This window comes from Ruegeria sp. HKCCD6428, assembly GCF_013110595.1.
Classification (GTDB): domain Bacteria; phylum Pseudomonadota; class Alphaproteobacteria; order Rhodobacterales; family Rhodobacteraceae; genus Ruegeria.
Genome location: NZ_WVQX01000001.1, coordinates 918751 through 943495 on the forward strand (window position 1 = coordinate 918751; position 24745 = coordinate 943495).

23 protein-coding genes are annotated in these 24745 nt (G+C 57.8%); 11 read left to right on the top strand and 12 right to left on the bottom strand.

The window, feature by feature from the left end; translation table 11 throughout:
* Positions 1-4: 4 nt before the first annotated feature.
* On the bottom strand, positions 5-1489 hold the full coding sequence (locus tag GS620_RS04550; RefSeq protein WP_171614280.1) for an inorganic phosphate transporter: 1485 nt from the start codon (positions 1487-1489) through the stop codon (positions 5-7).
* Positions 1490-1698: 209 nt separating this feature from the next.
* On the opposite strand from GS620_RS04550, the gene GS620_RS04555 reads away from it, so the two are divergent.
* A complete protein-coding gene (locus tag GS620_RS04555; protein WP_171614282.1) occupies positions 1699-2385 on the top strand; it encodes a M48 family metallopeptidase in 687 nt (228 codons plus the stop codon).
* 70 nt (positions 2386-2455) lie between these two features.
* Here GS620_RS04555 and GS620_RS04560 read toward each other — a convergent pair whose 3' ends face one another.
* From GS620_RS04560 to GS620_RS04580, 5 genes are read right to left on the bottom strand one after another with little or no spacing between them, the layout of a single operon-like run.
* On the bottom strand, positions 2456-2998 hold the full coding sequence (locus tag GS620_RS04560; protein WP_171614284.1) for an RSP_2648 family PIN domain-containing protein: 543 nt from the start codon (positions 2996-2998) through the stop codon (positions 2456-2458).
* Positions 2995-4197, bottom strand: coding sequence for an RSP_2647 family RNA methyltransferase (locus tag GS620_RS04565; protein WP_171614286.1), 1203 nt, complete (start codon positions 4195-4197; stop codon positions 2995-2997). Before GS620_RS04565 ends, GS620_RS04560 begins: the two co-directional genes overlap by 4 nt.
* Positions 4198-4235: 38 nt before the next feature.
* Positions 4236-4508 (bottom strand): hypothetical protein, encoded by a 273-nt coding sequence (locus GS620_RS04570; protein ID WP_152458258.1) that lies wholly within the window; start codon positions 4506-4508, stop codon positions 4236-4238.
* Positions 4492-7287, bottom strand: coding sequence for a glutamine-synthetase adenylyltransferase (locus tag GS620_RS04575; protein WP_171614288.1), 2796 nt, complete (start codon positions 7285-7287; stop codon positions 4492-4494). The genes GS620_RS04570 and GS620_RS04575 overlap by 17 nt, the downstream gene beginning before the upstream one ends.
* A gap of 49 nt (positions 7288-7336) precedes the next feature.
* A complete protein-coding gene (locus tag GS620_RS04580) occupies positions 7337-7720 on the bottom strand; it encodes a nuclear transport factor 2 family protein (RefSeq protein ID WP_253283786.1) in 384 nt (127 codons plus the stop codon).
* A 148-nt stretch (positions 7721-7868) separates the two neighbouring features.
* Here GS620_RS04580 and GS620_RS04585 point away from each other — a divergent pair, with 148 nt between their 5' ends.
* The 6 genes from GS620_RS04585 to GS620_RS04610 all read left to right on the top strand — a co-directional run bounded on the left by GS620_RS04585 (position 7869) and on the right by GS620_RS04610 (position 12090).
* Entirely contained in the window at positions 7869-8291 is a 423-nt protein-coding gene (locus GS620_RS04585; RefSeq protein ID WP_171614292.1) for a DUF2852 domain-containing protein, read from the top strand.
* Between the two features lie 65 nt (positions 8292-8356).
* Complete coding sequence (locus GS620_RS04590) at positions 8357-8788, top strand: RDD family protein (protein WP_171115477.1); 432 nt, start codon at positions 8357-8359, stop codon at positions 8786-8788.
* 75 nt (positions 8789-8863) lie between these two features.
* Complete coding sequence (locus GS620_RS04595; RefSeq protein WP_152458263.1) at positions 8864-9688, top strand: arginyltransferase; 825 nt, start codon at positions 8864-8866, stop codon at positions 9686-9688.
* A 7-nt stretch (positions 9689-9695) separates the two neighbouring features.
* The gene (locus tag GS620_RS04600; RefSeq protein ID WP_171614294.1) at positions 9696-10085 is read left to right on the top strand and encodes a VOC family protein; all 390 of its coding nucleotides are present in this window, start codon (positions 9696-9698) and stop codon (positions 10083-10085) included.
* A gap of 715 nt (positions 10086-10800) precedes the next feature.
* The gene (locus GS620_RS04605; protein ID WP_171614296.1) at positions 10801-11241 is read left to right on the top strand and encodes a hypothetical protein; all 441 of its coding nucleotides are present in this window, start codon (positions 10801-10803) and stop codon (positions 11239-11241) included.
* 96 nt (positions 11242-11337) lie between these two features.
* Positions 11338-12090, top strand: coding sequence for a hypothetical protein (locus GS620_RS04610; protein WP_171614298.1), 753 nt, complete (start codon positions 11338-11340; stop codon positions 12088-12090).
* Between the two features lie 68 nt (positions 12091-12158).
* Here GS620_RS04610 and GS620_RS04615 read toward each other — a convergent pair whose 3' ends face one another.
* Positions 12159-13166, bottom strand: coding sequence for an AraC family transcriptional regulator (locus tag GS620_RS04615; RefSeq protein WP_171614300.1), 1008 nt, complete (start codon positions 13164-13166; stop codon positions 12159-12161).
* A gap of 111 nt (positions 13167-13277) precedes the next feature.
* On the opposite strand from GS620_RS04615, the gene GS620_RS04620 reads away from it, so the two are divergent.
* Both GS620_RS04620 and GS620_RS04625 read left to right on the top strand, forming a co-directional pair.
* Positions 13278-14789 carry a DUF1214 domain-containing protein gene (locus GS620_RS04620; RefSeq protein WP_216597806.1) on the top strand — a complete coding sequence of 504 codons (1512 nt, stop codon included), beginning with the start codon at positions 13278-13280 and terminating at the stop codon, positions 14787-14789.
* Between the two features lie 34 nt (positions 14790-14823).
* Positions 14824-16317: a DUF1254 domain-containing protein gene (locus GS620_RS04625; RefSeq protein ID WP_171614302.1), complete on the top strand. Its 1494-nt coding sequence runs from the start codon at positions 14824-14826 to the stop codon at positions 16315-16317.
* A gap of 240 nt (positions 16318-16557) precedes the next feature.
* Here the strand turns inward: GS620_RS04625 and GS620_RS04630 are convergent, their stop codons facing one another.
* The 3 genes from GS620_RS04630 to GS620_RS04640 all read right to left on the bottom strand — a co-directional run bounded on the left by GS620_RS04630 (position 16558) and on the right by GS620_RS04640 (position 21059).
* The gene (locus GS620_RS04630; RefSeq protein ID WP_171614304.1) at positions 16558-18912 is read right to left on the bottom strand and encodes a TRAP transporter large permease subunit; all 2355 of its coding nucleotides are present in this window, start codon (positions 18910-18912) and stop codon (positions 16558-16560) included.
* A gap of 17 nt (positions 18913-18929) precedes the next feature.
* The gene (locus GS620_RS04635; RefSeq protein WP_152458266.1) at positions 18930-19856 is read right to left on the bottom strand and encodes a TRAP transporter small permease subunit; all 927 of its coding nucleotides are present in this window, start codon (positions 19854-19856) and stop codon (positions 18930-18932) included.
* 120 nt (positions 19857-19976) lie between these two features.
* On the bottom strand, positions 19977-21059 hold the full coding sequence (locus GS620_RS04640) for a TRAP transporter substrate-binding protein (RefSeq protein WP_171167705.1): 1083 nt from the start codon (positions 21057-21059) through the stop codon (positions 19977-19979).
* 245 nt (positions 21060-21304) lie between these two features.
* Between GS620_RS04640 and GS620_RS04645 the strand changes: the two genes are divergently transcribed.
* Both GS620_RS04645 and GS620_RS04650 read left to right on the top strand, forming a co-directional pair.
* A complete protein-coding gene (locus GS620_RS04645) occupies positions 21305-22738 on the top strand; it encodes a cache domain-containing protein (protein WP_171614306.1) in 1434 nt (477 codons plus the stop codon).
* A complete protein-coding gene (locus GS620_RS04650) occupies positions 22735-23382 on the top strand; it encodes a response regulator transcription factor (protein WP_171614308.1) in 648 nt (215 codons plus the stop codon). The genes GS620_RS04645 and GS620_RS04650 overlap by 4 nt, the downstream gene beginning before the upstream one ends.
* A 95-nt stretch (positions 23383-23477) precedes the next feature.
* On the opposite strand, the gene GS620_RS04655 is transcribed toward GS620_RS04650, so the two are convergent.
* Complete coding sequence (locus tag GS620_RS04655) at positions 23478-23849, bottom strand: VOC family protein (RefSeq protein WP_171204926.1); 372 nt, start codon at positions 23847-23849, stop codon at positions 23478-23480.
* Between the two features lie 47 nt (positions 23850-23896).
* Positions 23897-24742, bottom strand: coding sequence for a 2OG-Fe(II) oxygenase (locus GS620_RS04660; RefSeq protein WP_171614310.1), 846 nt, complete (start codon positions 24740-24742; stop codon positions 23897-23899).
* Positions 24743-24745 lie beyond the last annotated feature (3 nt).

The following is a 24745-nucleotide window of genomic DNA, read 5'->3' on the forward strand; positions in this document are numbered from 1 at the left end:
GAGTTTACCCGGCAATCACCTGAATCCCAAGAAACAGGATCGCTGCCAGCATTGCTGCGGCGGGAACAGTGATAACCCACGCGGCAACGATGGTCAGGAAATGCGACCGGCGAACCAGCTTGCGGCGGCGGCGTTCTTCCGGCGCGACGCGGGGGCGTTCGGGAAAGGCCAGCCTTGCGCGTTTCAGCCTCCGCTCGGCATCCCATTCCCGGAAGAACCCGACCCCGAAGACAGCGCCAACCGCGATATGGGTGGAACTGACAGGCAGGCCCAGCCAGCTTGCAACGATCACCGTGATCGCGGCCGACAGGGCGACGCAATAGGCCCGCATCGGGTTGAGCTTGGTGATCTGGCTGCCGACCATGCGGATCAGTTTCGGACCAAACAGGAACAGGCCGAACGATATCCCGAACGCACCGATGACCATGACCCAATGGGGAATGCTGACGGCATGAGTGAAATCGCCCGAGGCAGAAGCCTGCACAATCGCGGCCAACGGCCCCACCGCGTTGGCAACGTCATTTGCGCCATGCGCAAAGCTCAGCAGCGCCGCAGAGACGATCAGTGGAATTCCAAACAGAATCTTCAGCGATTTGTTGCGGTTCTCAAGCCCTTCGGACTGGCGGCGGATCACCGGGATCATCACTGCCCAGATCAGCCCTCCACACGCCGCACCGATCAGCAACGCCGTCCCGAGATCGATCTTGATGATTTTCTTGAGGCCCTTGAGCGCCAGATAAGATGCAAAGGCGCCCGCCATGATCCCGACCAGCATCGGCACCCATTTGCGGGCCGCGGCGATCTTGTCTTCCTGATAGATGATCCTGGCCTTGATGAACCACAGGAAACCGGCTGCGACCAAGCCTCCCAGAAGTGGCGAGATCACCCAACTGGCGGCGATTTTACTCATGGTACCCCAGCTTACGGCGCCGAACCCAGCCGCGGCGATCCCTGCCCCCATGACGCCGCCCACAACCGAATGCGTGGTGGAAACCGGCGCACCGACCCATGTGGCCAGATTGACCCAAAGCGCCGAGGACAGCAGCGCCGCCATCATCGCCCATATGAAGACATTGGCCGTTCCCATGCTTTCCGGCGCAATAATTCCCTTGGCGATGGTCGACACGACATCGCCCCCGGCAATGAGCGCCCCGGCGCTTTCAAAAATGGCGGCAATCGCGATGGCACCGCCCATGGTCAGCGCATTCGCCCCCACCGCAGGGGCCATGTTGTTGGCGACGTCATTGGCCCCGATATTCAGCGCCATATAGGCCCCGAACATCGCCGCGATCACGACGACAAGCGTGTTGTTGCCCTGCCCGAACAGAAAAGCGGCCACAAGGCCTGCGGCAGCAATGAATGCCAGGGCAATCCCTGAGCCCACAAAGGGCCGTCCAGCCTGTGCGGTCGCCATTTCTAGGCGTGAAAAGCGCCGCAAATCCCGGTCGAGTGTTTCCAGGTGACGCGCTTCATAGTTCTTGTCGGTCATGGGTCCCCCATCGATAGCGCCCCGTCGGTTAAGTGGGATCGTTGAAATAATCAACAGCTCATATCGCAAGATCACAACTTATCGAAGGTTGTGCCTGTTTCGGCGCACGAGGAGGGTTTTGCCGATTTCGGCGCACGAACATGCGGGTCCCGACGAACATCCCGCAGGTGTGACTTGCGCAATGCCCATGTTCGGACCATATCTTTGACATGCTTCGATTGACCCCGATCCTGCTGGCAATTGGCTACGCCATCGTGATGTACCGCATTTCGGTCTGGCGCACCCATCGTGAGCTGGACGCAAAATCGACCGAACTGGCCGACCCGGTGCTGAAACGGATGACGGACCGGCTGGCCGCAGCTTTGGAAATCGATCGGGTCCCCGTCTATATCTACGAGATCGACCCGGTGAACGGGCTGGCTGCTCCGGACGGTCGGATTTTCATCACGCGCGGGTTTTACCGAAAATTCCGCAACGGAGAGGTTTCGGCCGAGGAGATGGCCAGCGTGATCGCACATGAGTTGGGGCACGTTGCCTTGGGTCATGCAAAGCGACGGATGATTGATTTTTCAGGTCAAAACGCAATGCGGACGGCGCTGATCATGGTGCTGAACCGGTTTATTCCGTTCATCGGAGCGATGATTGCGAATGCCTTGACGTCATTGCTGGCCTCGCGCCTCTCACGACAGGATGAGTATGAGGCAGACGAATATGCCGCCGCCTTGCTGACCAAGGCCGGAATCGGGATCGGGCCGCAGAAATCCTTGTTTCACAAGCTGGAAGACCTGACGCGGCAACGGGCGGGCGTTGCCCCGGCATGGTTGATGAGCCACCCGAAAACGGGTGAGCGCATTGCGGCACTGGAGGCCCTTGAGCAGCGTTGGGCGCGTGGCTGAGGGTGCGCAGCGAGAGGCCAGCCTCTCGCGCTCTCCGGGATATTTTTAGCCAGATGAAGGGGGGCCCAGTCTATTGAGTGAGCGCCTTGCCAAGGCATGGAAGGCGGGCCTTTTTCATCAGCGCGCGCAAGGTCCATTGGTGGCCGGAAAGGCGGATGGCTTCACTCAGAACGCGATCGGCGATGGTCGCCAGGCCGTCAGGGTCCGATAGCCAGAGACCATGCAGCAAGCCGTCGGGATCTCGGCGGTCGAGCCCCTCCTCTGCCAGAATATTTCTGGGGAAATCCTTGGCGTTGACGGTGACGATGACGTCAGCCGAGGCCGTGATGGCCGTCGCCAGGACGTGGATATCGGCTGCGTCGGGCAGCCAGAGGCGCTGCTCCAACCCCGGGACCGGCGCGCGTTCGGCCTGCGGCCACTGCGCCTGCGCCAAGGCAATTTCGGCGCGGGCTTGCGCCTCGCCCGTCGGGCCCAGCTTGCGCGCGGCGCGGGCCCATTCTTCGAGGATGCGGGCAGACCAGATCGGAGTGAAATGGCCAAGGCGGGCCGCGCTCAGCAGCATCTCGCGCATCACCGTGGGATAGATGACGCAGGTGTCGAGAACGGCCTTCACAGGCGGTAGAACACTGCTTTGAGGTAGCCGCTTTCCGCCAGTTGCGGCAGTTGCGGGTGATCCGGACCCGCAAACCCGGTGTGGATCAGTTGCGCCTGACGCCCGGCGCGCCCGATCCCACGGGAGGACGCATCGCGGAACCGGCTCAGGTCAGCCGCGTGCGAACATGAACACAGCCCCAGATAACCACCGGGTTTGACCAGAGGCGCCGCCAGTCGTGCGATACGTTCATAGGCGCGCAGCCCCGCATCCAGCGCTTGTCTGGACGGTGCAAACGCGGGCGGATCGCAGATCACCACGTCAAATCGCGCGCCTTCTTCGCCCAATTGAGTCAGAACCTCGAACGCGTCGCCCTGTCGGGTCTGGAACTTTTCAGCAAGGCCCGACGCCTCGGCCCCTTGTTTCGCGAGGTCGAGCGCGGCGGCTGAGCCATCGACGGACAATGCCTGCCCCGCTCCACCTGCAAGCATCGCCAGACCGAAGCCGCCCACATGGCTGAACACGTCCAGCACCTGCGCATCGGGATGAACCAGGCGCGCGGCAAAGGCGTGGTTGGGGCGCTGGTCGTAAAACAGCCCGGTCTTCTGACCGCCTGTCAGATCCGCCATGTAGGTGGCGCCATTCATCGGCACCGGAAGGGGCGCATCGGGCGCGGTTCCGCGCAATACCTGGTTGACGTCGTCCAACCCCTCCAGCCCGCGTGTACGGCCCGAGGCGTTCTTCAGCACCGTGGTCACGCCAGTGACTTTGACCAGAGCTTGGGTCAGCACATCCAGATGCGCCTCGGCCCAAGCCGCGTTCGGCTGAATGACGCAGGCCTCGCCAAAGCGGTCGATGATGACGCCGGGCAAGCCGTCCGCTTCGGCATGGATCAGGCGATAATACGGGGCGTCAAACAGGCTTTCCCGCAGATCGAGGGCGCGCTGCAAACGGTTCTCGAACCACGTCGCGTCAAGCTGCGCGTCGATGTCACGGTCCAGCACCCGGCACATGATCTTGGACGCGGGGTTGACCGCGACCAGCGCGACGGGCGCCCGTTTGTCATCTTCAAGCACTGCCAGAGCGCCCGCGGGGATTTTTCTGGTACGGCGGTCCGAGACGATGTCATTGGCGTAGACCCAGGGGAAGCCATGGCGCAGGCCGCGCGCATTGGCTTTGGGTTTCAGGCGGATGCGGGGACGGTCGGCAGATTGGGTCATGGCGCCCTCATAGTCCTGAACGCGCCGGTGCGAAAGCCCTAGCGGTTACGGGATCGCCAACCGCCGCGGCGTTTTGGGGCCTTTGCCGTCTGAAGGCCTTCGGTCAGAACCTGTGTCATCGGATGATCGGGGTTCTGCTCGGCATAGCCCGCGTGCAGCTCGGCCAGCGCCGTGTTCTGGTCGCGATCCGCAGGAAGGCTCAGCGCCCAGTCCAAAAAGATGCTGCGGCACTCTGGCAGGGTGATGCCGTCGATTCGATAGGCTTCGCGGATCAGACCTTTGTGGTCGTTGGGATCACTGCTGCGCGCCATCTTCTTCCCCCTTGATCACGCCGCCGATCAGATCGGCCGCGGTCGTGTAACATTCCTGCAATGCCGCCTGCAACGCCTCGACCTGTTCGAACCCGGTGGCGCGGCACAAAAATGCAGTACCGCCTTCGCCGATCTTGTCGGCTTCGATTGTCTTGCCCGACAGCAACCGCGCGGCGCATTGCACCGACCAGAATAGGTCATAGCAGTCTTTCAGAGATTGCGCCTGCGCGACATCCAGCAACCCGGCTGCGACGGCACCATCCAGACCCGACGCGACATCGCGCTGCGCGGACCCTGCCAGCAAAGCACCGGTTTCGGCCATCAATTCGATATCCATCAGCCGGCCGGGGCCGTTCTTGGCGTCCCAGATGCCGGCGGGTGCCTTGGCCGCGGCCAGACGTGACCGCATCTCGGCCACTTCGCGCAGAACCTTCCCCTGCTCTCGCGGGTGCGACAGAAACTCGGTGCGGAAGGCTTCGATTTCCTCGGCCAGTCCGGCGTCCCCGGCAACAACATGCGCGCGGGTCAGAGCCAGATGCTCCCACACCCAGGCTTCGTTCCGCTGGTAATTGACAAAGCTGGCCCAACTGGTCGCAACCGGCCCCTGATTGCCCGAGGGACGCAATCGCATATCGACCTCATACAAGCGTCCCTGCGACATCGGCGCGGACAATGCCGTGATCAGGGCCTGCGTGAACCGCGCATAATACGTGCGCGTGGCCAAAGGGCGCGGACCGTCAGACATGTCCTGATCCAAAGGATCGTAGATGACGATCATGTCCAGATCGGATTGCGAGTTGATCCGGCCTGCCCCCAGCGACCCCATCCCAAGCACGGCAGCGCCGCGCCCCGGTGCAGGGCCGTGTTTGCGGGCGAAATTTTCGGTGACATGCGGCAGGATGGCCGCGATGACCGACTGCGCAAGCTCGGCATATTGCCGACCTGCCTTCTTTCCGTCGATCAGGCCGCGCAGGTGATGCACGCCGACCCGGAAATGCCATTCCTTGCACCAGCGCCGGGCAAGATCAAGCTGGGTTTCATAATCCGTTTCTTCCGACAAAGCCTGCGTCAATTCCGCTTGCAACGCCTCTTGCCCGGGCCAATCCGCAAAGAAACTGCCCCCGATCACCGCATCAAACACCGACGCGTTGCGGGACAGGTGCGAAGCCAGAGCATGCGAGGTTCCGACGATATCGATCAGCAAGTCGATCAGTTGCGGATTCGCCTCGAACAGCGAAAACAGCTGCACCCCGGCGGGCAGGCCCGCCAGGAACCCGTCCAAAGCCAACAATGCTTCGTCGGGCTTGGCGGTTTTGGCCAGACGTGACAGCAACTCGGGGCGAAGACGTTCGAAAATCCGCGCGCCGCGCTGGGACCTGAGGGCCGGATATGTCGTCCATCGGGCCAGAACGTTCTTGTCGAACTCCACATCCTGTACATGGGCGGGCGCCGCACCAGGTCCGGGGGCAAAGAACCCTTCGGTCAGCTCATGCACTTCGGTCAGACGGTTTTTCAGGTCCTGCGTCAACTCGGCACTGCTGATACCCATCAGGCAGGCGACGCGTTCGATCCCGTCGGGTGAGTTCGGCACCTTGTGGGTCTGGGCATCATGAATCATCTGGATGCGATGTTCGACTTCGCGGTGCGCGCGGTAATGATCTGTCAGCTTGTCCGCCACATCCTGTGGCACCCAGCCTTTTGCCGCCAGCGCCGCCAACCCGGGAACCGTGCCTCGTACCCGCAGGTCAGCGTCCCGCCCGCCCGCGATCAACTGGCGGGTTTGCGTGAAAAACTCGATCTCGCGAATACCGCCCTGCCCCAGTTTCATGTCGTGACCGGGGATCGACAAAGACCCGCCTGTCCCTTTGTTTTCCCGGATGCGCAGGCGCATGTCATGGGCGTCCTGAATGGCGGCAAAGTCCAGATGGCGGCGCCAGACAAAGGGGCGCAAGCCGTCCAGGAAACGCTGCCCCGCATCCAGATCCCCGGCGCAGGGCCGCGCCTTGATGTAAGCCGCACGCTCCCACGTGCGACCGAGGCTTTCGTAATACCGCTCGGCGGCCTCCATCGCCATGCAAACCGGTGTCACGGCCGGGTCGGGGCGCAGCCTCAGATCCGTTCGGAACACATAGCCATCCGCCGTCTTCTCGCTCAACGTCGCACAGAAGTTGCGCGTGGCCCGAACCATGCCCTGCCGGGCCTCGTAAAAGTCTTCGGGGTCAAAGCGCGTCTCATCAAACAGGACGATCAGATCGATATCCGAGCTGTAGTTCAGCTCATGCGCGCCCATCTTTCCCATCGCCAGTATGACCAGGCCGGCTGCGGTTTCGACATCATCCTCGGTCATGCCCGGCAGCTTCTTGCGCCGGATCAGTGTCGCGATCTCGGCCTTGGCGGCAACATCCGCGGCCAGCGCACCGAAATCGGTCAGGGCCGCCGTGACCTTCTCCAATGGCCACGCACCTGCAATATCGGCCAACGCCGTAAGCAGAGCCATTCGCCGCTTGGCCTGCCGCAATCCGGGTTTCAACTGATCCGGCGGCAGATCACGCGCAGCAGCCATGACGTCAGCCAATGCCTGATCCGGGTGCATCAGGGCCTCGGGCAGCCAGCCCTCCTCTTGTTCGATCAGACTTTTCAGATAGGGGCTGGAACCGGCGGTGCCCGCCACCAATTCTGCCATCTCGGCCGGCAAATCAGGCATCAGGGCCTGCGCCTCGGCCCCCAGGGATGGATCGAAAGGGCGCGGAAGTCGTGAAATGGCTAAAACGTCTGTCATGGGCGCAAACTGCGCATCGCGGCGCGTGATCGTCAATGGGGCATTCTGATCAGGTGTTCTGAACCGGCGTGTCCTGACTGAAACTGTTGACCCAAACGTCGTTACTGCGTTCCCACAAAGAAGAAATCAGCATCGCCTCGCGCGTTGCCGCACCCGGGCGCAGGTAATCGGCCTTGTAGGACAGCAAGACGATATCCGGTGTCAGAACACGCAATCTCTCGTCGCTCAATTCAAACTCGGCCATCGTCGGTGCGTCTGCAAATTGACCGACATGATCGTCACGATTGGCAAATCCCGTCGGATAGACCCCAAGAAAATCCGCGCTCAGCAAAGCCCGGTCTGCGCTTGCGTTGCCCTCAACCAGCGCCATCCAGACCTGCTTTTCCAAATTCAGAATCTCACTCAGTGCAGGTGCCGTTTTGTGTTCTGTCATATCCATTTCCGCAACCTGCGGCTGATGGCGCTCACCGTCAACCGAATTGCTGAATGTAAATCTTTTTTACATTGAGCCCTTGCAACCCTCGTCTACGACCCCATCTAAGCAATGTGAAAAGAGTTTACATCAACCCTGGAGAGCTCAAATGACCGCATTGTCCGACCCCGCCGTCCCCGCGAATCCGGGATGGCTTTATCGAATCGAGGCCTGGCTGGATGACAAAGGCAAAGGGGCCTGGATCGCCGCCATGGTCCTTGGTTTCATCTTTTTCTGGCCGGTTGGCCTGGCCCTTCTGGCTTACATGATCTGGAGCAAACGCATGTTCAACAAATCCTGCAGCCGCCGCAAATCCTGGCACAGCCACATGAGCGCAATGAAACCATCCGGCAACAGCGCATTTGACGCTTACAAGGCAGATACACTGGCCCGCCTTGAACGCGAACAGCAGGACTTCGAGGCATTCCTGCGCCGCCTGCGCGAGGCCAAGGACAAGGCTGAATTCGACGAGTTCATGGACGAACGCGCCCGCGAGAACCATGAAGACGACGGAAATGCCAAGCCCGCCTGATTGACCTTGCCCTGTCCCGGCATTCCGGGACAGGGTACCCTGACCCTTTTTTTCGGACCTGACGAATGAACCACCTGCCTGACCCGGATACCCAACCAGAATTCTACAACTCGGTGACAAGCAAACGCTTTGTCGCTTGGTTGTTTGATATCGCCTTCATCTCGCTGCTCTGCACGGTGGCGATCCTGTTGAGCGCAGGCCTCGGTCTGTTTTTTCTGGCAGTGATCTATGCCGTGATCAGCTTTGTCTATCGCGTAGTAACCATCACCAACGGCTCGGCTACACTGGGCATGCGGTTCATGGGAATCGAATTGCGCGACGCATTCGGAGAACGAATGGATATGGGCAAGGCCATCGCCCACACTGCCGGCTATTTCGTCAGCATGGCGTTTGCGGTGATCCAGATCATCTCGGTGATCATGATGTTGACCAGCGCCCGCGGCCAGGGTCTGACCGACAGTTTTCTGGGCACGGTCATGATCAATCGACGGGCCTGACACGCGGTTGCGCGAAACACTTGGCGGCCTCGGGAACGGTTGCTATCATCCCTCCCGAGGCTATCTGGGAACTTCATGCGACACACGCTGCCAATTGCGCCACAATTCTATGTCACGGCCCCGCAACCCTGCCCCTATCTCGATGGCAGGATGGAGCGTAAGCTGTTCACCGCGCTCCAGGGCGAAGGTGCGGAACAGTTGAACAATTCCCTGTCGCAGCAGGGGTTTCGCCGGTCGCAGAATGTACTCTACCGCCCTTCCTGCACAGATTGCGCGGCCTGCCTGTCCGCCCGGATCGACGTATCGGCTTTCCGCCCGACAAAAAGCCAGAAACGCGCGGTGAAACGCAACGGATATCTGCAACGCCGCGCCACATCGCCCTGGGCCACGGACGAGCAGTATGAGCTGTTCCGCCGCTATCTTGACACCCGGCACGCCGACGGCGGCATGGCCGACATGGACGTGTTCGAATTTGCGGCAATGATCGAGGAAACCCCGATTCGAAGCCGGGTGGTGGAATATGCAGATCCTGAGACCGGCGACCTGATCGCTGTCAGCCTGACCGACGTGCTCGATGATGGGCTGAGCATGGTCTACTCTTTCTACGATCCGAACCAGCCTCAGAATTCTCTGGGCACCTATATGATCCTGGACCATATCGAGATCGCGCGCGAAGCTGGCCTGCCCTATATCTACTTGGGCTATTGGGTCCCCGGCAGCCCCAAGATGGGCTACAAGGCAAAATTCTCTGGGCTTGAGGCCTATGTTCAGGGCGAATGGCAAAAGATCACAGATCCGGATACCTTCTGCTCTTCCTCACGGCACCCCCTGTCCACCGCTCCGATTGCCGAGCAAGTGGCCAATATCCAGCTTCCCGACCGCCACCCCACCAAGGGCTGACCATCCGATGAAACAGAACCTGCACGCCGTCACCCTCGTGGTGCAGGATTACAATGACGCACTTGCGTTTTATACGGAAAGACTTGGCTTCCAGCTCTTGAAGGACATCGATCTCGGGGGCGGAAAACGCTGGGTCCTGATCACACCGCCGGGTTCAGACGGCGGCGGCCTTCTTCTGGCCAAAGCCGACGGGCCCGAGCAACGCGCCGCCATCGGCAACCAGACCGGCGGCCGTGTGGGCTTTTTCCTTCAAACCGATGATTTCCAACGCGACTACACACAGATGCGTGCCAACGGGGTCCATTTCGAAGAAACTCCCCGCTTTGAATCCTATGGCACAGTCGCCGTCTGGCGCGATCCTTATGGCAACCGCTGGGATCTGATCCAATTCACCTGATCCGCTTCTTCATCTGGCCCCAAATATCCCGGGGATGAATTGGCCGCAGGGCAAGAAGGGGCTGGCCCCTTCCCTGCAACAAACAAGAAAAAGGGGGCCTTCGGGCCAAGCCACTATAGGTAAATGTTGACGAGCTATCGACCAGCAGTTCGGCTGCTGGTCGTTTTCGTTTAGAAATAAGAGCTTGTGACGTGCCGGAACCCAAGAAGGCTTCGCAACATCCGCGAACAAAATGAGAACTTGACTTCCTCGCCTGCCTGGAGGTTTCTCAGTCAATTTTTGCCGCAATCCACTTTGTGACCGTTACGGCGTATTGCCTGACCCGCGAGATGGGCGCGGCCGTCCAGCTACTCCTGGTTCGAACTTGGCGCGGGGCAAGGTCTCCGGGTCTGGCGATGAGCGCACCTATGTTTGCCCAAGTTGCGGACGGTCTTGCATCCTCAAATCCAACAAGGCATTGGCGGAAGAATACGCAAGGCTCTCCCGCCTGAATAGAAGAACAAAACATGAAAGTTGTCCGAGTGTTGCATGTATCAATCATGGAGCGACCGTTGAGCTTATGCCGAGCCGGTATCGAAAGTTCGGTAAGACGGCCAAAGGAGATCCAAGATATCAGTGCAAAGCGTGTAAGAAGACCTTTTCGATTGGTCGCTCGACTAGGCGACATAAGCGTAGCGACCTAAATGTTAAAGTCTTTAGGTCGCTGGTTAATGGCGTGACGCGTTCAGCTATCTCACGATTGCTCGATACATCACTTCCGGAAGTCTATTCGAAGATCGACTTCATCCACGAGCAATGCCAAGCGTTTGCAGCAGATCGGGAGAAGCGACTGCCCGAAGTTTTTGAAGGTGATTGTCCTCACTTCGCCACGGACACACAAATCCTTCAGGTGAACTGGCCCGACAAAGGTATTCGTAAATTGGTAGAAGTGCGTCAAATGTGGACCGTCCACAGCTACAGAAAATATGTCATTGCGTCTACAACAGATGTTGATCCTGACGTTCACCCGCTTGCCGTCGAAAAGGCGATGGATATTGTCGGGGACAAAGAAAAACCTCGTTCTATGCGGGAGAACGCTCGGATTTGGTTTGCCAGTGAGTACATCGAGTACATTTGCAAACGACACGAGGCGACCAACCCAAAATCAAGTAGGTGACACCGTAACAAAAAGCCAAGAGAGCTTGATGACGATATCAGGCTCCTTGAGATGGCCGCTAGGGTTCGACAAGACGCGGCCGAGTTTGCCCATATCATGCTGATTAAGAAGAAGATCGGTCGGAAGTATCGACTGCTGAACTTTTCAGTCGACAGCGATACGGGTGTCTCTTCAGCCTTTTCGGCTGTGTTCAAAATTGAAGTGCAGAGGAAAGTGGTGCGGATTGCAGACGTCACGATGGCAAAGAATGAAAGCCATCCGCGGCGCTTGGGATTTGTGGCTGATGGTAACAGGGAATTAGAGCGCGTGGATTATTTGATGCGTCAGGCAGGGTTCTTGCCTGGAGACGGTGATCAGGCTGTCTCCAGACCACAAGACGGCGCCATGGAGTACCTTTTGGAATCCTCCTTTGGCAATGTGGCACTCTCCGACGTCAGGGAGCTCCTAATGGATCATACCGGTCAGTCTGAAACGGCCGGCATTCACTACCCATTCCACTTCATCAATGAGCCGCAAAAGCGGGTGATTTTCCGCACTGACCCGACACGATTAGACTTTGCCCAGATGGCCCAGTTCGCAGTTCGAGCGGGAACGCATCCGGTAGACATGTATCACGCTCGGGCATGGACCAAGGTCATGGAATTTGAGCGTCGCTTGGCGACCTCGGGCCGCCGAAGTCTGTGGCACTACAAGCAGTACTACAATCCGGTCATAGTTATGAATCTGGTGGATATCTTGAGGTTTGCACATAACTACACCGACCTCATGGTAAAAGAACACAAGAGCCCAGCTATGAAGCTCGGTATTGCGAAGGGCTTTGTGTATGATCGGGATCTCTTCAGTTTTTGAATTCGGTAACCTCAACTTAAATTTGTGAGCAATGCAGACGCCAACGGCTTGATTTTGCAGACGGCCATTCAAGTATGACCGGAGTTCATCTTGCGATAGTCAGAGGGCGTCAGTCCCGTCACCTTCCTAAATGCGCGGCTGAAATTATTTGCGGTTTCATATCCTAGCATGGAGGAGATACTGGAGACTGTCTCGCGCGTATCTGTGAGGAGTTCCTCGGCCCTTGCTACCCTGACATCGTTGACGATTTCGCGAAAACGAACCCCTTCGCTTGCTAACTTCCGCTGTAGTGTGCGAACGCCAAGATCGAGCGAACGCGCGGTGGCATCAATCGACATTTCCTCCCGATGAAGTTGTTGCCAAACCACTTCCTCGACTTGTCCTCTAAGTGTTTGAGGTGGGCCGCCCAATCGTTCGCGAGAAATATCTCCGACAGTTGTCGAGCCGCCGGTGAGTTTTTTGGGCGTGGCTTCGGAGCTCAAAGCCGAAGCTTCAAACTCAACCCCAAGGCGGGTGGCGTTCCAGATTACAGGACAAGCGTAAGTGTCTTCTGCCTCGACAAACCCAGGAACTTTCGGAAAGTCCAAGAGCACGGCCGATGGCTTCCAGTCGTTTCCTAAATACGCGCGGAATATGCTCAAAAAAACCCCAACGGCCGAGAAACCGATGTCCGGATACGCGAAATGCGAGCGAAGTCCAAAACGATAACAGTAGCGCGCGCTAGTGCCCGAAGTTTCAAGCCACGCGCGATCCGTGGACGAATGAAATGGCATGACGGCAGAAGCTCGTATTAGCGCTGCCCCCAGCGTTGGAGCAGAAAGAACGTAACTCCCCCAGGCGCCGTAGTCAGCGACAGTGAGATACGGTGACCACAACAATCCGATGTTTTGTTGTCCCGAGGATCGTGCGGCTTCGTGCACAAAGGTCGCCAAGGCATGCTCCGAGATGTAACCGCCTCTTTCCTCAATGAAGTGAACAGGAAGATCGGCAGAGTCAAAAGCACGCAACAGGCGTCTTTCCCCAGCGGCTTCAAGCACAAACTGGGGCATCGCACCCAAGGCCTTGGCCGAAATCATCGGTGGTAGGTTCAATCCGTCAACCCGCTTGTTCGCCCGCGTGTCGTGAAATGATACGCATCGGCTGAACGGATGTGCAAGCTTTCCCTAAACAGCAGGGAGCATTGCAATATGAAAATACTTCGGCCACTACACGGCGGTTTTTCGATGCATTTTTTGGGAATGGTGCTCGGCGCAGGTATTTCTGCTTCACCAGTTTTCTCGCAGTCCTTCAACGACACGGGCGACATCCTTGCACGATCAGCCGAGGTCGAGGACATCGAGTACAAGATTATGGTGCAGCGTGCCACCCAGACGGCCATCTGGGGAATGCCTGCCGCCGGTATGATCGATTTCCTCAAGGGCATTCGTCGCGACCTCGGTGGCGACTACAATGACATCATTTATCTCAACAAGCCGTTCGACTCCAAACATGGGTTTCTTACGGCCAACGATGTTACGGCCTATGCTTGGGCTTCGATGACCTCCGAACCCGGCCCCCTTGTCATTGAAGTGCCCGCTGCCACCGACAAGGTGAACTACTTCGGTACAATCGTAAGTGCCTGGGATGTTCCGATTGTGGACGTTGGTCCCGACGGTTTCGATGAAGGTGCTGGCGGCAAGTACCTTATGCTACCCCCAGGCTACGAAGGGGATATGTCGCTGGAAGAATTAACTGAGGCGGGATACCTTCCCTTTGAAACAGATACCTACGAATATGGGTTTTCGTTCCGGCCAAAACTGACGAATGGCGGAACGGACGCCGATGCGGCCGACTACGCTCAAACGATCAAAGTGTACTACCTGTCTGAGGCCGACAATCCACCACCCAACAACTATCTCGAAGCGTCAGAAGTGCCGTACGACTCGCTTCCATACTACAACGAGACCTTCTTTCAGGATTTGAACGATTACGTTCAAAACAACCCCGTCAGACCACAAGACAAGGTCATGGTAAATTTCCTGAAGGATCTCGGGATCGAAAAGGGAAAACCTTTCGAGCCATCGGAAATTCAGATGCAAGCAATGAATGAGGGTTTGTTGTTGGCGTATGCCTCAATGCAGAATTACTTTGTAACGCCCGGCAAAGCCATGAATCCGCTCTGGGTCGACGATAGCGGCGAGATGAAAAGCCAGTGGCTGATATGGGACTTTGCCGAAGGTCAACCCGAGGCAGGTTTCCCGTATGAGACTGAGACTGAAGTCCTTGTGGATGCACGTGCGGGCGGCAGTTATTTCTGGATTACATACCTGCCGAAACAACTGGGCGGGGGTACATTTTATCTGACTGGCCTACGCGATAGCGATGGCGAAATGTACGACCACAATGAAACCTACCGACTAAACGTTCCGGCAGACACACCCGCCGACGATTTCTGGTCCGTGATTGTTTACTCGATGGAGACCAAGAGTTTCATTCGGAACGTTGATCCTGTCGGTTTGTCCGAGCGCGACACTGATGCGATGCAGGCTAATGAAGACGGTTCTTACGACATCTTTTTTGGACCAGAGGCACCGGAGGGCGTGGAAAGCAACTGGATACCAACCACGGAGCCGTACTTCCTTTTGTTTCGTCTATATGGGCCGCAAGAAGGATGGTTGGAGAGTGGCTGGATGCTGGGCGATCTTGAAAAAGTAAACTGATCAAAACAAACAGAAATTCCCAATGGAGTGAACAATGAAAACAAAGTCGTTAGCTGTGCTGACTGCCCTGGTACTCGCATCGCATTCTTCAGCCCAAGAATTCAAAGCCGACGTGCCTGAGAATGTTCTTACACCAGACAAGGTCGAGACTCAGACGCTTGGTGAGCTGGAATTCTTCGATGGTATGCCATCACCTGAGACGGTGGAGAAAGTCTTCGACAACCTTGATCTGATCAGAGCAACGACGGCTTTCCTGGATGGCATGAAGATCGCTTCGCTTCGAGCGATGTTCCAAGCTTACGAAGATCTTGGAGTGGAGCCAAACGAAGTTGTCATTGCAGAAGATTTGCTTGATGCTCGTTCCATTTGGCTGACACCCAATACAACGACGATCTACACCGGTTCGAACGTTGACATATCTGAGGGTCCGATGGTGATTGAGGTGCCGCCCGGGTTGCTTGGCCTATTGGACGATGCGGCATTCGAATATGTGACGGACATTGGTGCGCTTGGCGCTGACAAAGGCGAAGGCGGCAAATACCTTCTTCTTCACAAAGACGATGAAACGCCTGTGCCAGAAGGGTACTTTGAGCTGCGCACAAAGACCTACGAGCACTGGCTCATCCTTCGCAGGCAGCCCGGGCCAGATGGCGATACGGCTGGGCCTGTTGCAGAGATCAAAGCAGGTTTGAATATCTATCCGCTTAGCGAAGCGGATAACCCGCCTGTTGAAACCTTCTTGAATATCTCAGGTGTCCAACACAACACTGTTCACGCAAACAACGAAGACTTCTTTGAAGAGATCCATGTTGCACTCGAAAACAATCCAATAGGCGCTTTCAATCCGGAGATCGTAGGCACGTTCGCTTCCATAGGGATCAAGAAAGGCGAGCCCTTTGAGCCCGATGCCCGTATGCAGGGCATATTTAAGGAGGCAGCAGCAATCGCAAACGCCACGGCGCGAGCGATCACGTATGCCTCGCGCGATCCAGGAGTGTTCTTTTATGACGACCGGCAATGGAACTCACCGTTCCAACGCCAGAGCTATCTTTTTCTTGAGGACGGCGCGCGCATCCTCGATGATCGGTCGTACTTTTTCTATATGGCAACGGGCATAACGCCTGCGATGACCTCGCCACCGGTCGGGACGGGGTCTGTCTATGCGATGACAGCGCGAGACAACAACGGACAGTACCTTGACGGCTCAAAAACCTATAAGGTAACGCTACCGGCGCCGGTTCCCGCCAAAAACTTTGCGTCGTTTATGTTGTATAGCGGACAGACTCGGTCAATCCTTGAAACTGACCAGCAATCCGGTGGTATCGACTCTAATAGACCGGGGATAAAACCTAATGAGGATGGGAGTACCAGCATCTATTTTGGTCCAGAAGCCCCAGAAGGTTGGGAGAACAACTGGGCGCAAACCATGCCCGGGCAAAGCTTCAACGTGATGATGCGCCTCTACGGCCCGCTCGAGCCTTGGTTCGACAAGACCTGGCGTCCCGGTGATCTGGAACTGGTAGAATAAAGCGACAACCGCGACTATCGGGCGACGCTGCTTTTTGGCGTCGTCTGGCATTTTTTCGGTGTCCGCTTTGGGCTCGAAGCGGTCCTTCGCTGCACCAAAATCAAACGTCTGATAATTAACGCCAATTCTCGAACTTCTCAATCTGAGCACAAAAGGAAAGAGGCTGAACTCCCAGCCTCTTTCAACATTTACCTATAGGGCCTTGCCTTCGGGCCCCCTTTTGCATTTTGATGATCCGGATCAGTTCGGGATCAGGTCCGGTACGATCGTGACAATCGCCGGGAAGAACCACAGAATTGCGATCCCTACCACCTGGATCAGAACAAACGGAATGATCCCGCGATAGATATGGCCCGTCGTCACTTCCTTCGGCGCAACCCCTCGCAAGTAGAACAACGCGAACCCGAACGGTGGTGTCAGGAAGGATGTTTGCAGGTTCACCGCCACCATGATCGTCACCCATTTCGGGTCGAACGACCCGCCATAGATCACCGGCCCCACGATCGGGATCACGATGTAGATGATCTCGAGGAAATCCAGCACGAAGCCCAGAATGAACAACACCAGCATAACGATCAGGAAGACCGTGAACTCGTTGTCAAAACTCTTCAGGAATTGCTGGATATAGTGCTCCCCTCCGAACGAGATCACCACCAGGTTCAGCAATTGGGATCCGATCAGGATGGTAAACACCATCGAGGTCACCTTGGCCGTCTCGCGCACCACCGGGGTCAGAACTCCGCTTGAATACAGCACCCAGCACCCGAACAGCAGCCCGAACAAGGCATACAGATAGGCTGCATACGCGATGATGAAGGCGATCCAGGTCTCCAACGTCACATTGCCCTGATTGACCCGCAGGTCAAAGTTGACCCCCATCAGCAAGGCGATGATCACGGCAAATGTCGACCAGATGATCACCTTGCCCGATCGCCCCTGATCCTGCAGCTTACGATAGGCCGCCAGCATGATCGCGCCACCCGCCCCCAGCGCAGCTGCCGGTGTCGGGTTGGTCACACCACCCAGGATCGATCCCAGAACCGCGATGATCAGAACCAGTGGCGGGAAGACCACGCGGATCAGGTCATTGGTCGCACATCGCGCTGCGGCTTCCTTGCAACCATACATGGCCAGCGCAAATGGCAACGCGAGCAACAGGAACGTCGCCCCTGAAGTTGTTGTGGGCGAAATCAGCAAAATATCGACCAACAACATAAGAAGCAGACCAATCGCACCAACGATAAGCGGCTGTGGCGCACGCGAGGGGGCGATGCCACGGCCCAGAACCAGAGTGAGGCCCAACAGCACGACCGTGATCGCGACACCCGTGCCAATTGGTGCGGCTGATGCAATCATTTCCTGTTGTGCGGCGGCCAGTTCTTCTTCGGTCAGGCGCTGAGACTCAGCTGCACCGCCAGCGGCATCAATTGCTTCCTGCTCGGCGACGGCCTGATCCCAGGCGGCCTGACCATGCAGATCGATCATCGATACCTTGCATTCTTCCGACACGTTGGTACGCAACGATGCGCCCTGTCCGATGTCCGAGAAAGCCGAGACCGAAATGTTCTGGCTGCCGATCAGGCCGACATTGCCCAGCAACACGGTGCCGACGATCAGCGCAACCGGTGCGCCCAGCAGCCAAGTCAAACCTTCGGACCGGGTGATCGGCTCACCCGACCCGCCTGACAGCGCCACAGCAGGTGCCTTATGGGGATTCAGCAATGCATAACCAAACGCATACAACGCATAAAGCAGGGCCAGAAGGATCCCCGGCAAAAGCGCCGCCTGGAACAAAGTTCCGACCGAGACAACCGCGGGCTCCCCCAGATAGGTCAGCGCATCGGTGCAGCCGGCCTCGACAGCCCGTGTCTCTTGCGCCGTGGAATACAGATCGCCCGCCAATGTGCCAAGCAGAACGATCACGATCGAGGGCGGAATAATCTGCCCCAGCGTACCCGAGGCCGCGATCACACCCGTTGCGAGTTCCGGCGAGTAATTGTTCCGCAACATGGTTGGCAGCGCCAGCAGGCCCATGGTCACCACGGTCGCGCCAACGATGCCGGTAGAGGCCGCAAGAAATGCCCCCACAACCACGATGGACACGGCCAGACCACCCGGCAGCGGTCCAAAGACGCGCGCCATCGTCGTCAGCAGGTCGTTCGCGATTTTCGAGCGTTCCAGCGTGATCCCCATCAGAACGAACATCAGCACGGCCAACAGGGTCTCAATGGATTGCCCTGCCAGTACGCGCTCGTTCATGCGGTTCACGATGAACGACACGTTGCGGTCCAGCGCGGTTTCCCAGCCAGAGACAAAGACCGGCTCGGCTATCCTTGGCAAATCCGGGTATCGGAATACCGATATGACATCAGGTTTTACCCCGGAATTTACAATATCCCGATAGGCTTGTGAGCCTGTGTCGATTGCCTGGTGGATCAACAGCCCGGCACTGTCCAGTGCCGCGATGATCCCAAAGGAAATCACTCCGGCGCCGCCGATGGCAAAGGCCACCGGGAAGCCGGAAAGGATGCCTCCGAAGAGGCAGAAGAATACGATAATGAGGCCTATCTCGACGCCATCAAGTCCGAACAACATAGTCTGGGTCTCCGTCCCTAATGTGCGCCTTCATAGGCTTCTTCACCCTCACCAAGGCTGTCCTTGTCGAGGTATTTTCCGGTGCTTTCCGGCCCTTCCACGTATTCCAGATACGACCGGTACAGGAATGCGATTGCGTGCAGGAACACCATGGCTGCAAAGGCCACCAGCAAGATCTTGAACAGGAAGTAGGCGTTGAATCCGTTGGGGCTGAACCCAATGGTTTCCACGTTCCAGCGCAGCGCACGGGACTTGGCCACCAGTCGGTCCAGCGTGTCACTGGCCGAAGGTTTCGGCACGATCAGGTGCCGCCACATGAAGTACCAGCCATACATCCAAGTTAACACCGCCATGGGCATCATGAACAAAACCGCACCGCACATATCAACCACCCGTTTGGCACGGTGGCTGATGCCGGCATAGATGAGGTCAACGCGCACATGCCCACCCTGCACGAATGTGTAGGTACAGCACAGGCACACGACCATCGCATTATACAGCTTCAGTTCTTCCGCGAACCAACTGATATCCATCTGGAACGGGATACCCAAACCAAAAGACATATCGGGTCGTGTAAAGACCCGCTGCATGAAAACGATCACGATCTGCTGGATCACCATCAAAAGGCCCGCCCAGGCAAAGAAGCGGCCGGTGGTATTGGCGAACCCCTCAAGGCCCCGCACGATGGCCCACATGAAGTTCCGGTAGTACAGCCCGATGGCCGTCAGAACCAGAAAGAACGTGAACACCACAAAGAAGAACTCGACCGAACCGCCGTAATAGACAAAGCGCATGATCGACGCCTTGTCGGACCAGTCCAGCCAGAGTTGCGGATGCGTGATGGCGTATCCGAAATTATAGAAGGCTTCGGCAATGTTCTGAATGAACCAGACCAGTCCATTCCACAGGGCGCCGAAGAACGAGATACCGTTTTCGTCCTGCATGTTGTCCCCAGGTCGTCTCAGTTGTGCATGGGATTATTGTTGCTTGCCCAAACCCCTTAGCGCAACGGGAAAGGCTCCCCCACGACGCGGGGGAACCGGTTTTTCTTGGATCAGAATGGCTTAGCCGCGAACACGGTCGCGCTGAGCGGTGTAAACACCCGATGACAGGTTGTTCCAAGCAGACGATGCTGCCATCGACGTCATCGCGCTGTCGTGGATCTTCTTGAACAGCTCATCGCCCATGTTCTCGTCCAGAACTTCCTGGCTGGCCTGACCGAACGCGTCCCAGACACTGTCCGGGAATTCCAGAACCTTGACGCCGCCCGCCTGCAGGCGCTGCAGCGCTGCGCCGTTGTTGGCCAGGAACTGCGCCAGGTTCCACTGGTGCGCTTCGGCGGCAGCGACCTCGATGATCTTCTGCTGTGCCGGGGTCAGTTCATTGAACACGTCGCGGTTGGTTGCCAGCGACAGACCTGCGCCCGGCTCGTGGAAGCCCGCAGTGTAGTAGGTCTTGGTGATTTCCTGGAAGCCGGCCTTTTCGTCGGCCCATGGACCGATCCACTCGGTACCGTCGATCGCGCCGGACGACAGCGCCTGATACACTTCCGACCCCGGAATGTTTTGGACCGATGCGCCCAGTTTACCCAGCGCCTTGCCGCCCAGACCCGGCATACGGAACTTCAGACCGTTGAAGTCTTCGGGGCTGTTGATCTCTTTCGAGTACCAGCCACCCGCCTGCGCACCGGTGTTGCCGGCCAGGAAGGACTTCAGGCCAAAGATTTCGCCCAGCTCGTCATGCAGCTCCATACCGCCGTCATGATAGTACCAGTTCACCAGTTCCTGTGCAGTCATGCCGAAAGGAACGGCCGTGAAGAACGCATAACCCGGGTGCTGACCCACAAAGTAATAGTCAGCGGCATGATACATGTCCGCCTGACCCGACGACACCGCGTCAAATACTTCGAAGGCGCCAACCAGTTCGCCTGCCGCCTTGATTTCAACATTCAGGCTGCCATCGGACATGGCGTTGATGCTGTCGGCACAACGCTGCGCGCTGTCAAACACGCCCGCCAGACCACGACCCCACGAGGTCACCATGGTCAGGGTACGCTGGCCCTGAGCATAAGCCGGTGCCGCCAATGCTGTCGCTGCAGCTGCCGAACCGCCCAGCGCGGATTTTTTCAGAAATGAACGACGATCCATATGAGTGTTCCTCCCCTTCATAGTCACGGTCCGGCAGAACCGGACCTGTCGCATTCAGTGCGCGTCAGCCTAATGTGACCGAACTGAAAGGGAATACCTACTACTGCGTAGAGAATCGGATTCTTTGCGATTTCCGGCAAGAAATCAGACCTCAAAGCACGTCTTCCCCGACAATAAACTCTGTATTCCCCGAACAAAGCCCAATCTTTTTGCATTTTCGCCGCCGCTTGCGTATCGATTCGTCCATGCAAAGACTCCGACATCTGATCTCGCTGACCTATGCGCAGAAATTGTCACTGGTTGCCGCAATCCCGCTGGTCGTGGCCGTGGCGGCAATTGCGGTGCTTGTGGCATACGAGGCGCGCGCGACCGCCGAGCGTGAGATCGAAGCGCTGGAACGCAGCCTGGTCGAAGCCAAGAAGGAAGAGTTGCGCAACTACGTGACACAGGCGCGCAACGGGTTCGCCTATATCTACGGCCGGGCCGAGCCTGATGACGAGGTCGCGAAAAACCTCGTGTCCCAAATCCTGTCGGCAATGATCTATGGTCAGGATGGGTTCTTCTTTGTCTACGATTATGACGGCAATAATCTGGTCAGCCCCCGCCAGACGCAGTTCATCAACCGAAACTGGGAAGGGCTGACGGACAGCGATGGCACTCCGATCGTTGATGAATTCATCCGCCTCGCCCGCCAGGGGGCTGGTTGGCACAGCTTCATGTGGCAAAAGCCTTCGACCGGAGAGGAAGCGCAGATGATCGCCTATGTCGTCGGGCTTCAGGACTGGCGCTGGGTCGTGGGAACCGGAGTCTTCATCGACGACATCGTTGCAACGGTCGCCAACGCCAGGGCCGAGGTCGAGGCCCGCGTTCAACGCACCTTCATGTATATCGGCGCGATCGTTGTGGCGGCGGTGCTCATCGTCTTTGCATCTGGCATGTTGCTGAACATCCGCGAGCGCAGACTTGCGGACGCCAAGCTGAAGGAACTGACCCAGCGCGTCTTCGATGCCCAGGAAGAGGAACGAGGCCGCGTTGCCCGCGAACTGCATGACGGCATCAGCCAGATTCTGGTCGGTGTACGCTATGCGCTGGACAACGCGCGGCGCCGCCTGTCGCGCGGCGATGACGCGGGCGCACGCGATCCGCTGGACAAAGGGATTGACCATCTTGGCACCGCCATCACCGAGGTCCGCCGCATCAGTCGCGACCTGCGCCCCGGCGTACTGGACGATCTGGGCCTTGGGCCAGCGCTGAAAGCTCTGACCGACGATTTCCGGGACCGCACCGGGATCGAGACGGAATTCTCGACCGTGGTGTTCCGCAACCGGCTGGATCAGGACAGCAAGATTGCCCTGTATCGCATCGCGCAAGAGGCGCTGACCAATATCGAGCGCCACTCTGGCGCCACGCATGTTACGATAGACCTGCGCGGGCACAAGAAAGGTGCAACCATGCGGATCACCGACAATGGCCGGGGCATGCGGACCGATCCGGGTACCCCCAGCACCGGGATCGGGTTGCGCAACATGCAAGAGCGCATCGAACAGCTTGACGGGTCCCTGCGCATTCTGTCATCACGCGGACCGCGTGGCGGCACCGTCATCGAAGTCAGCCTGCCGCTGAGCCACCTTCTGCCACCGCAGGAAGACGCAACCCCGAACCGAAAGGCCGGCACATGAGCGCCGAAAGCATCCGAGTTCTTATCGTCGACGACCATCCCATGGTGGCCGAGGGCATTCAGTCCATCCTGGAAAGCTATGATGAGATCGAAGTGGTCGGTACGCTTGGCAGCGGACAGGCGGCAGTGGATCAGGCTGTTGACCTTGCCCCGGATGTGATCCTGATGGATCTGAACATGCCCGGCCTCGGCGGTCTCAGCGCCACGGAAATCATCCTGGAACGATTGCCGGAAACGCGCATCCTGATCCTGTCGATGCATGACAGCCCGGAATATATCTCGACCGCGCTCAGCCACGGTGCCAAAGGTTACGTGCTCAAGGATGTGCCCACGGAAGAGATCAAGCAGGCCATTGATGCGGTGATACGGGGTGAACAGTATCTGTGCACCGGCGCCAGCGGATCGCTCAAGCCCAAGGGCAACAACGTGCGCGAAGCGCTGACCGGACGTGAACAGACCATTCTGCTGGAACTGGCGCAGGGCAAATCCAACAAGGAAGTTGCGCAAACGCTGGATATTTCCGTGCGGACGGTCGAAACGCACCGCAAGAATATCAAACGCAAACTCGGCATATCCTCAACCGCCGGGCTGACACGCTACGCTTTGGAACATGGCGTGCTGCAGGGGACTGGCGTCGGTTTCTGATCTGCACGCGCCCGCAGCGCGCAGCGCTGCCCGGCCCAACCAGAGGATACGCGCCGCAAGCGTGTTGAAGATGGGCGGGAGCGGTACCCGCCGGGTCAAAGACCTTCTCCGAAAAAAACCAATGTCCCGTCTTCGTCCAGAACGTGGAATTCACGCTGATTATAGGGCTGATTGAACGGCGGCCTGACACGGCCTTCGGGCAGATCGGCCAATCGGTCGCGCAGGCTGTCATAAAGCCCATCAATATCTTCAACATCGATATAGAAGGAGTGTTCATCACCCAATGGCTTGCCGTCATCCCGCGGCGGGCACTCCAAAAGGCGGATCGCAACAGGACCACGTTTCAAAAAGGCATAATTGTCTTGCATGAACCCACAGGTGAACCCAAGGCGATCACAATAGAAGTCGATCTGGTCCTTCAGGGACGAGCACAACACAAATGGTGTAAGCTGCAAAATCTTGGGCATCTGACTCTCCGGACATCAATCAGATGCATTGTACCGAGGTTGAACACTCAATCCAGCAATTGATCCTTTCGCAGCCCCGCGCGCTTGTAGTGATGCGGCAAAACGCGGCCATACAATTGCTGCGTCCGTTCCACACCGCCACACATGCCTTCAGCCTCGACAAAGGAAAAGATGCCGACATAGCGACGGCGCTTGCCTCTAACCGGAGCGACCCGGTGCAGTGAATACCGGCCCTTGAAAATCTGCAAATCCCCCGGCCGCAGCTCCAGCCGGCGAACCCGCCCCATGTTCCCATCGAGAACCGAGGCCACCAGATCAAAGTTTTCATTTTCCGCCGTCCGCAGGTTGGGCACATACTCGAACGCGCCGCCCGTCTCTCCGTTCTGGATGGCCAGCGTCACGGTGTAGTTGTTGGTGTCGAAATGCCAGGGAAAGCCCTGCCCTTCTTCCACGACATTGATGATCACGTCCGCCAATGGGTCATCGTAGCGGAAAAAGCGGTCTTCGGGTTCATTCAGGGCATCGCGGACAAAGGGAAGAAAGCCGTCGAACTCGTAAATGCGCCGCAGCGGGCCGGATTTCGAAAGATTGTCGGCCGGAACAAAGGCGTTCGAACGATCATAGAACCGGCGGATCGGATGAGCGATGCCAAGCCTTGGGTCGTCCTTCGTGAAATAGGCGTTGGTTCTGTTGAAGGACCGGTGCGCCTTGGGCGCTACCCCCTCGGCTTCTTGCACCAGAAGCTTGACCCCTGCTTCGTGCACGAAACCCGGCAGAACGGCACATCCATCCTGTTCCAACTCGCGTCTCAAATCCTCGATCAGCCGATCATAAGCCGGTGAATCCGGACGATCGATTGGATAGCGGCCAAGATCAACCAGGTCCTGCAACATTTC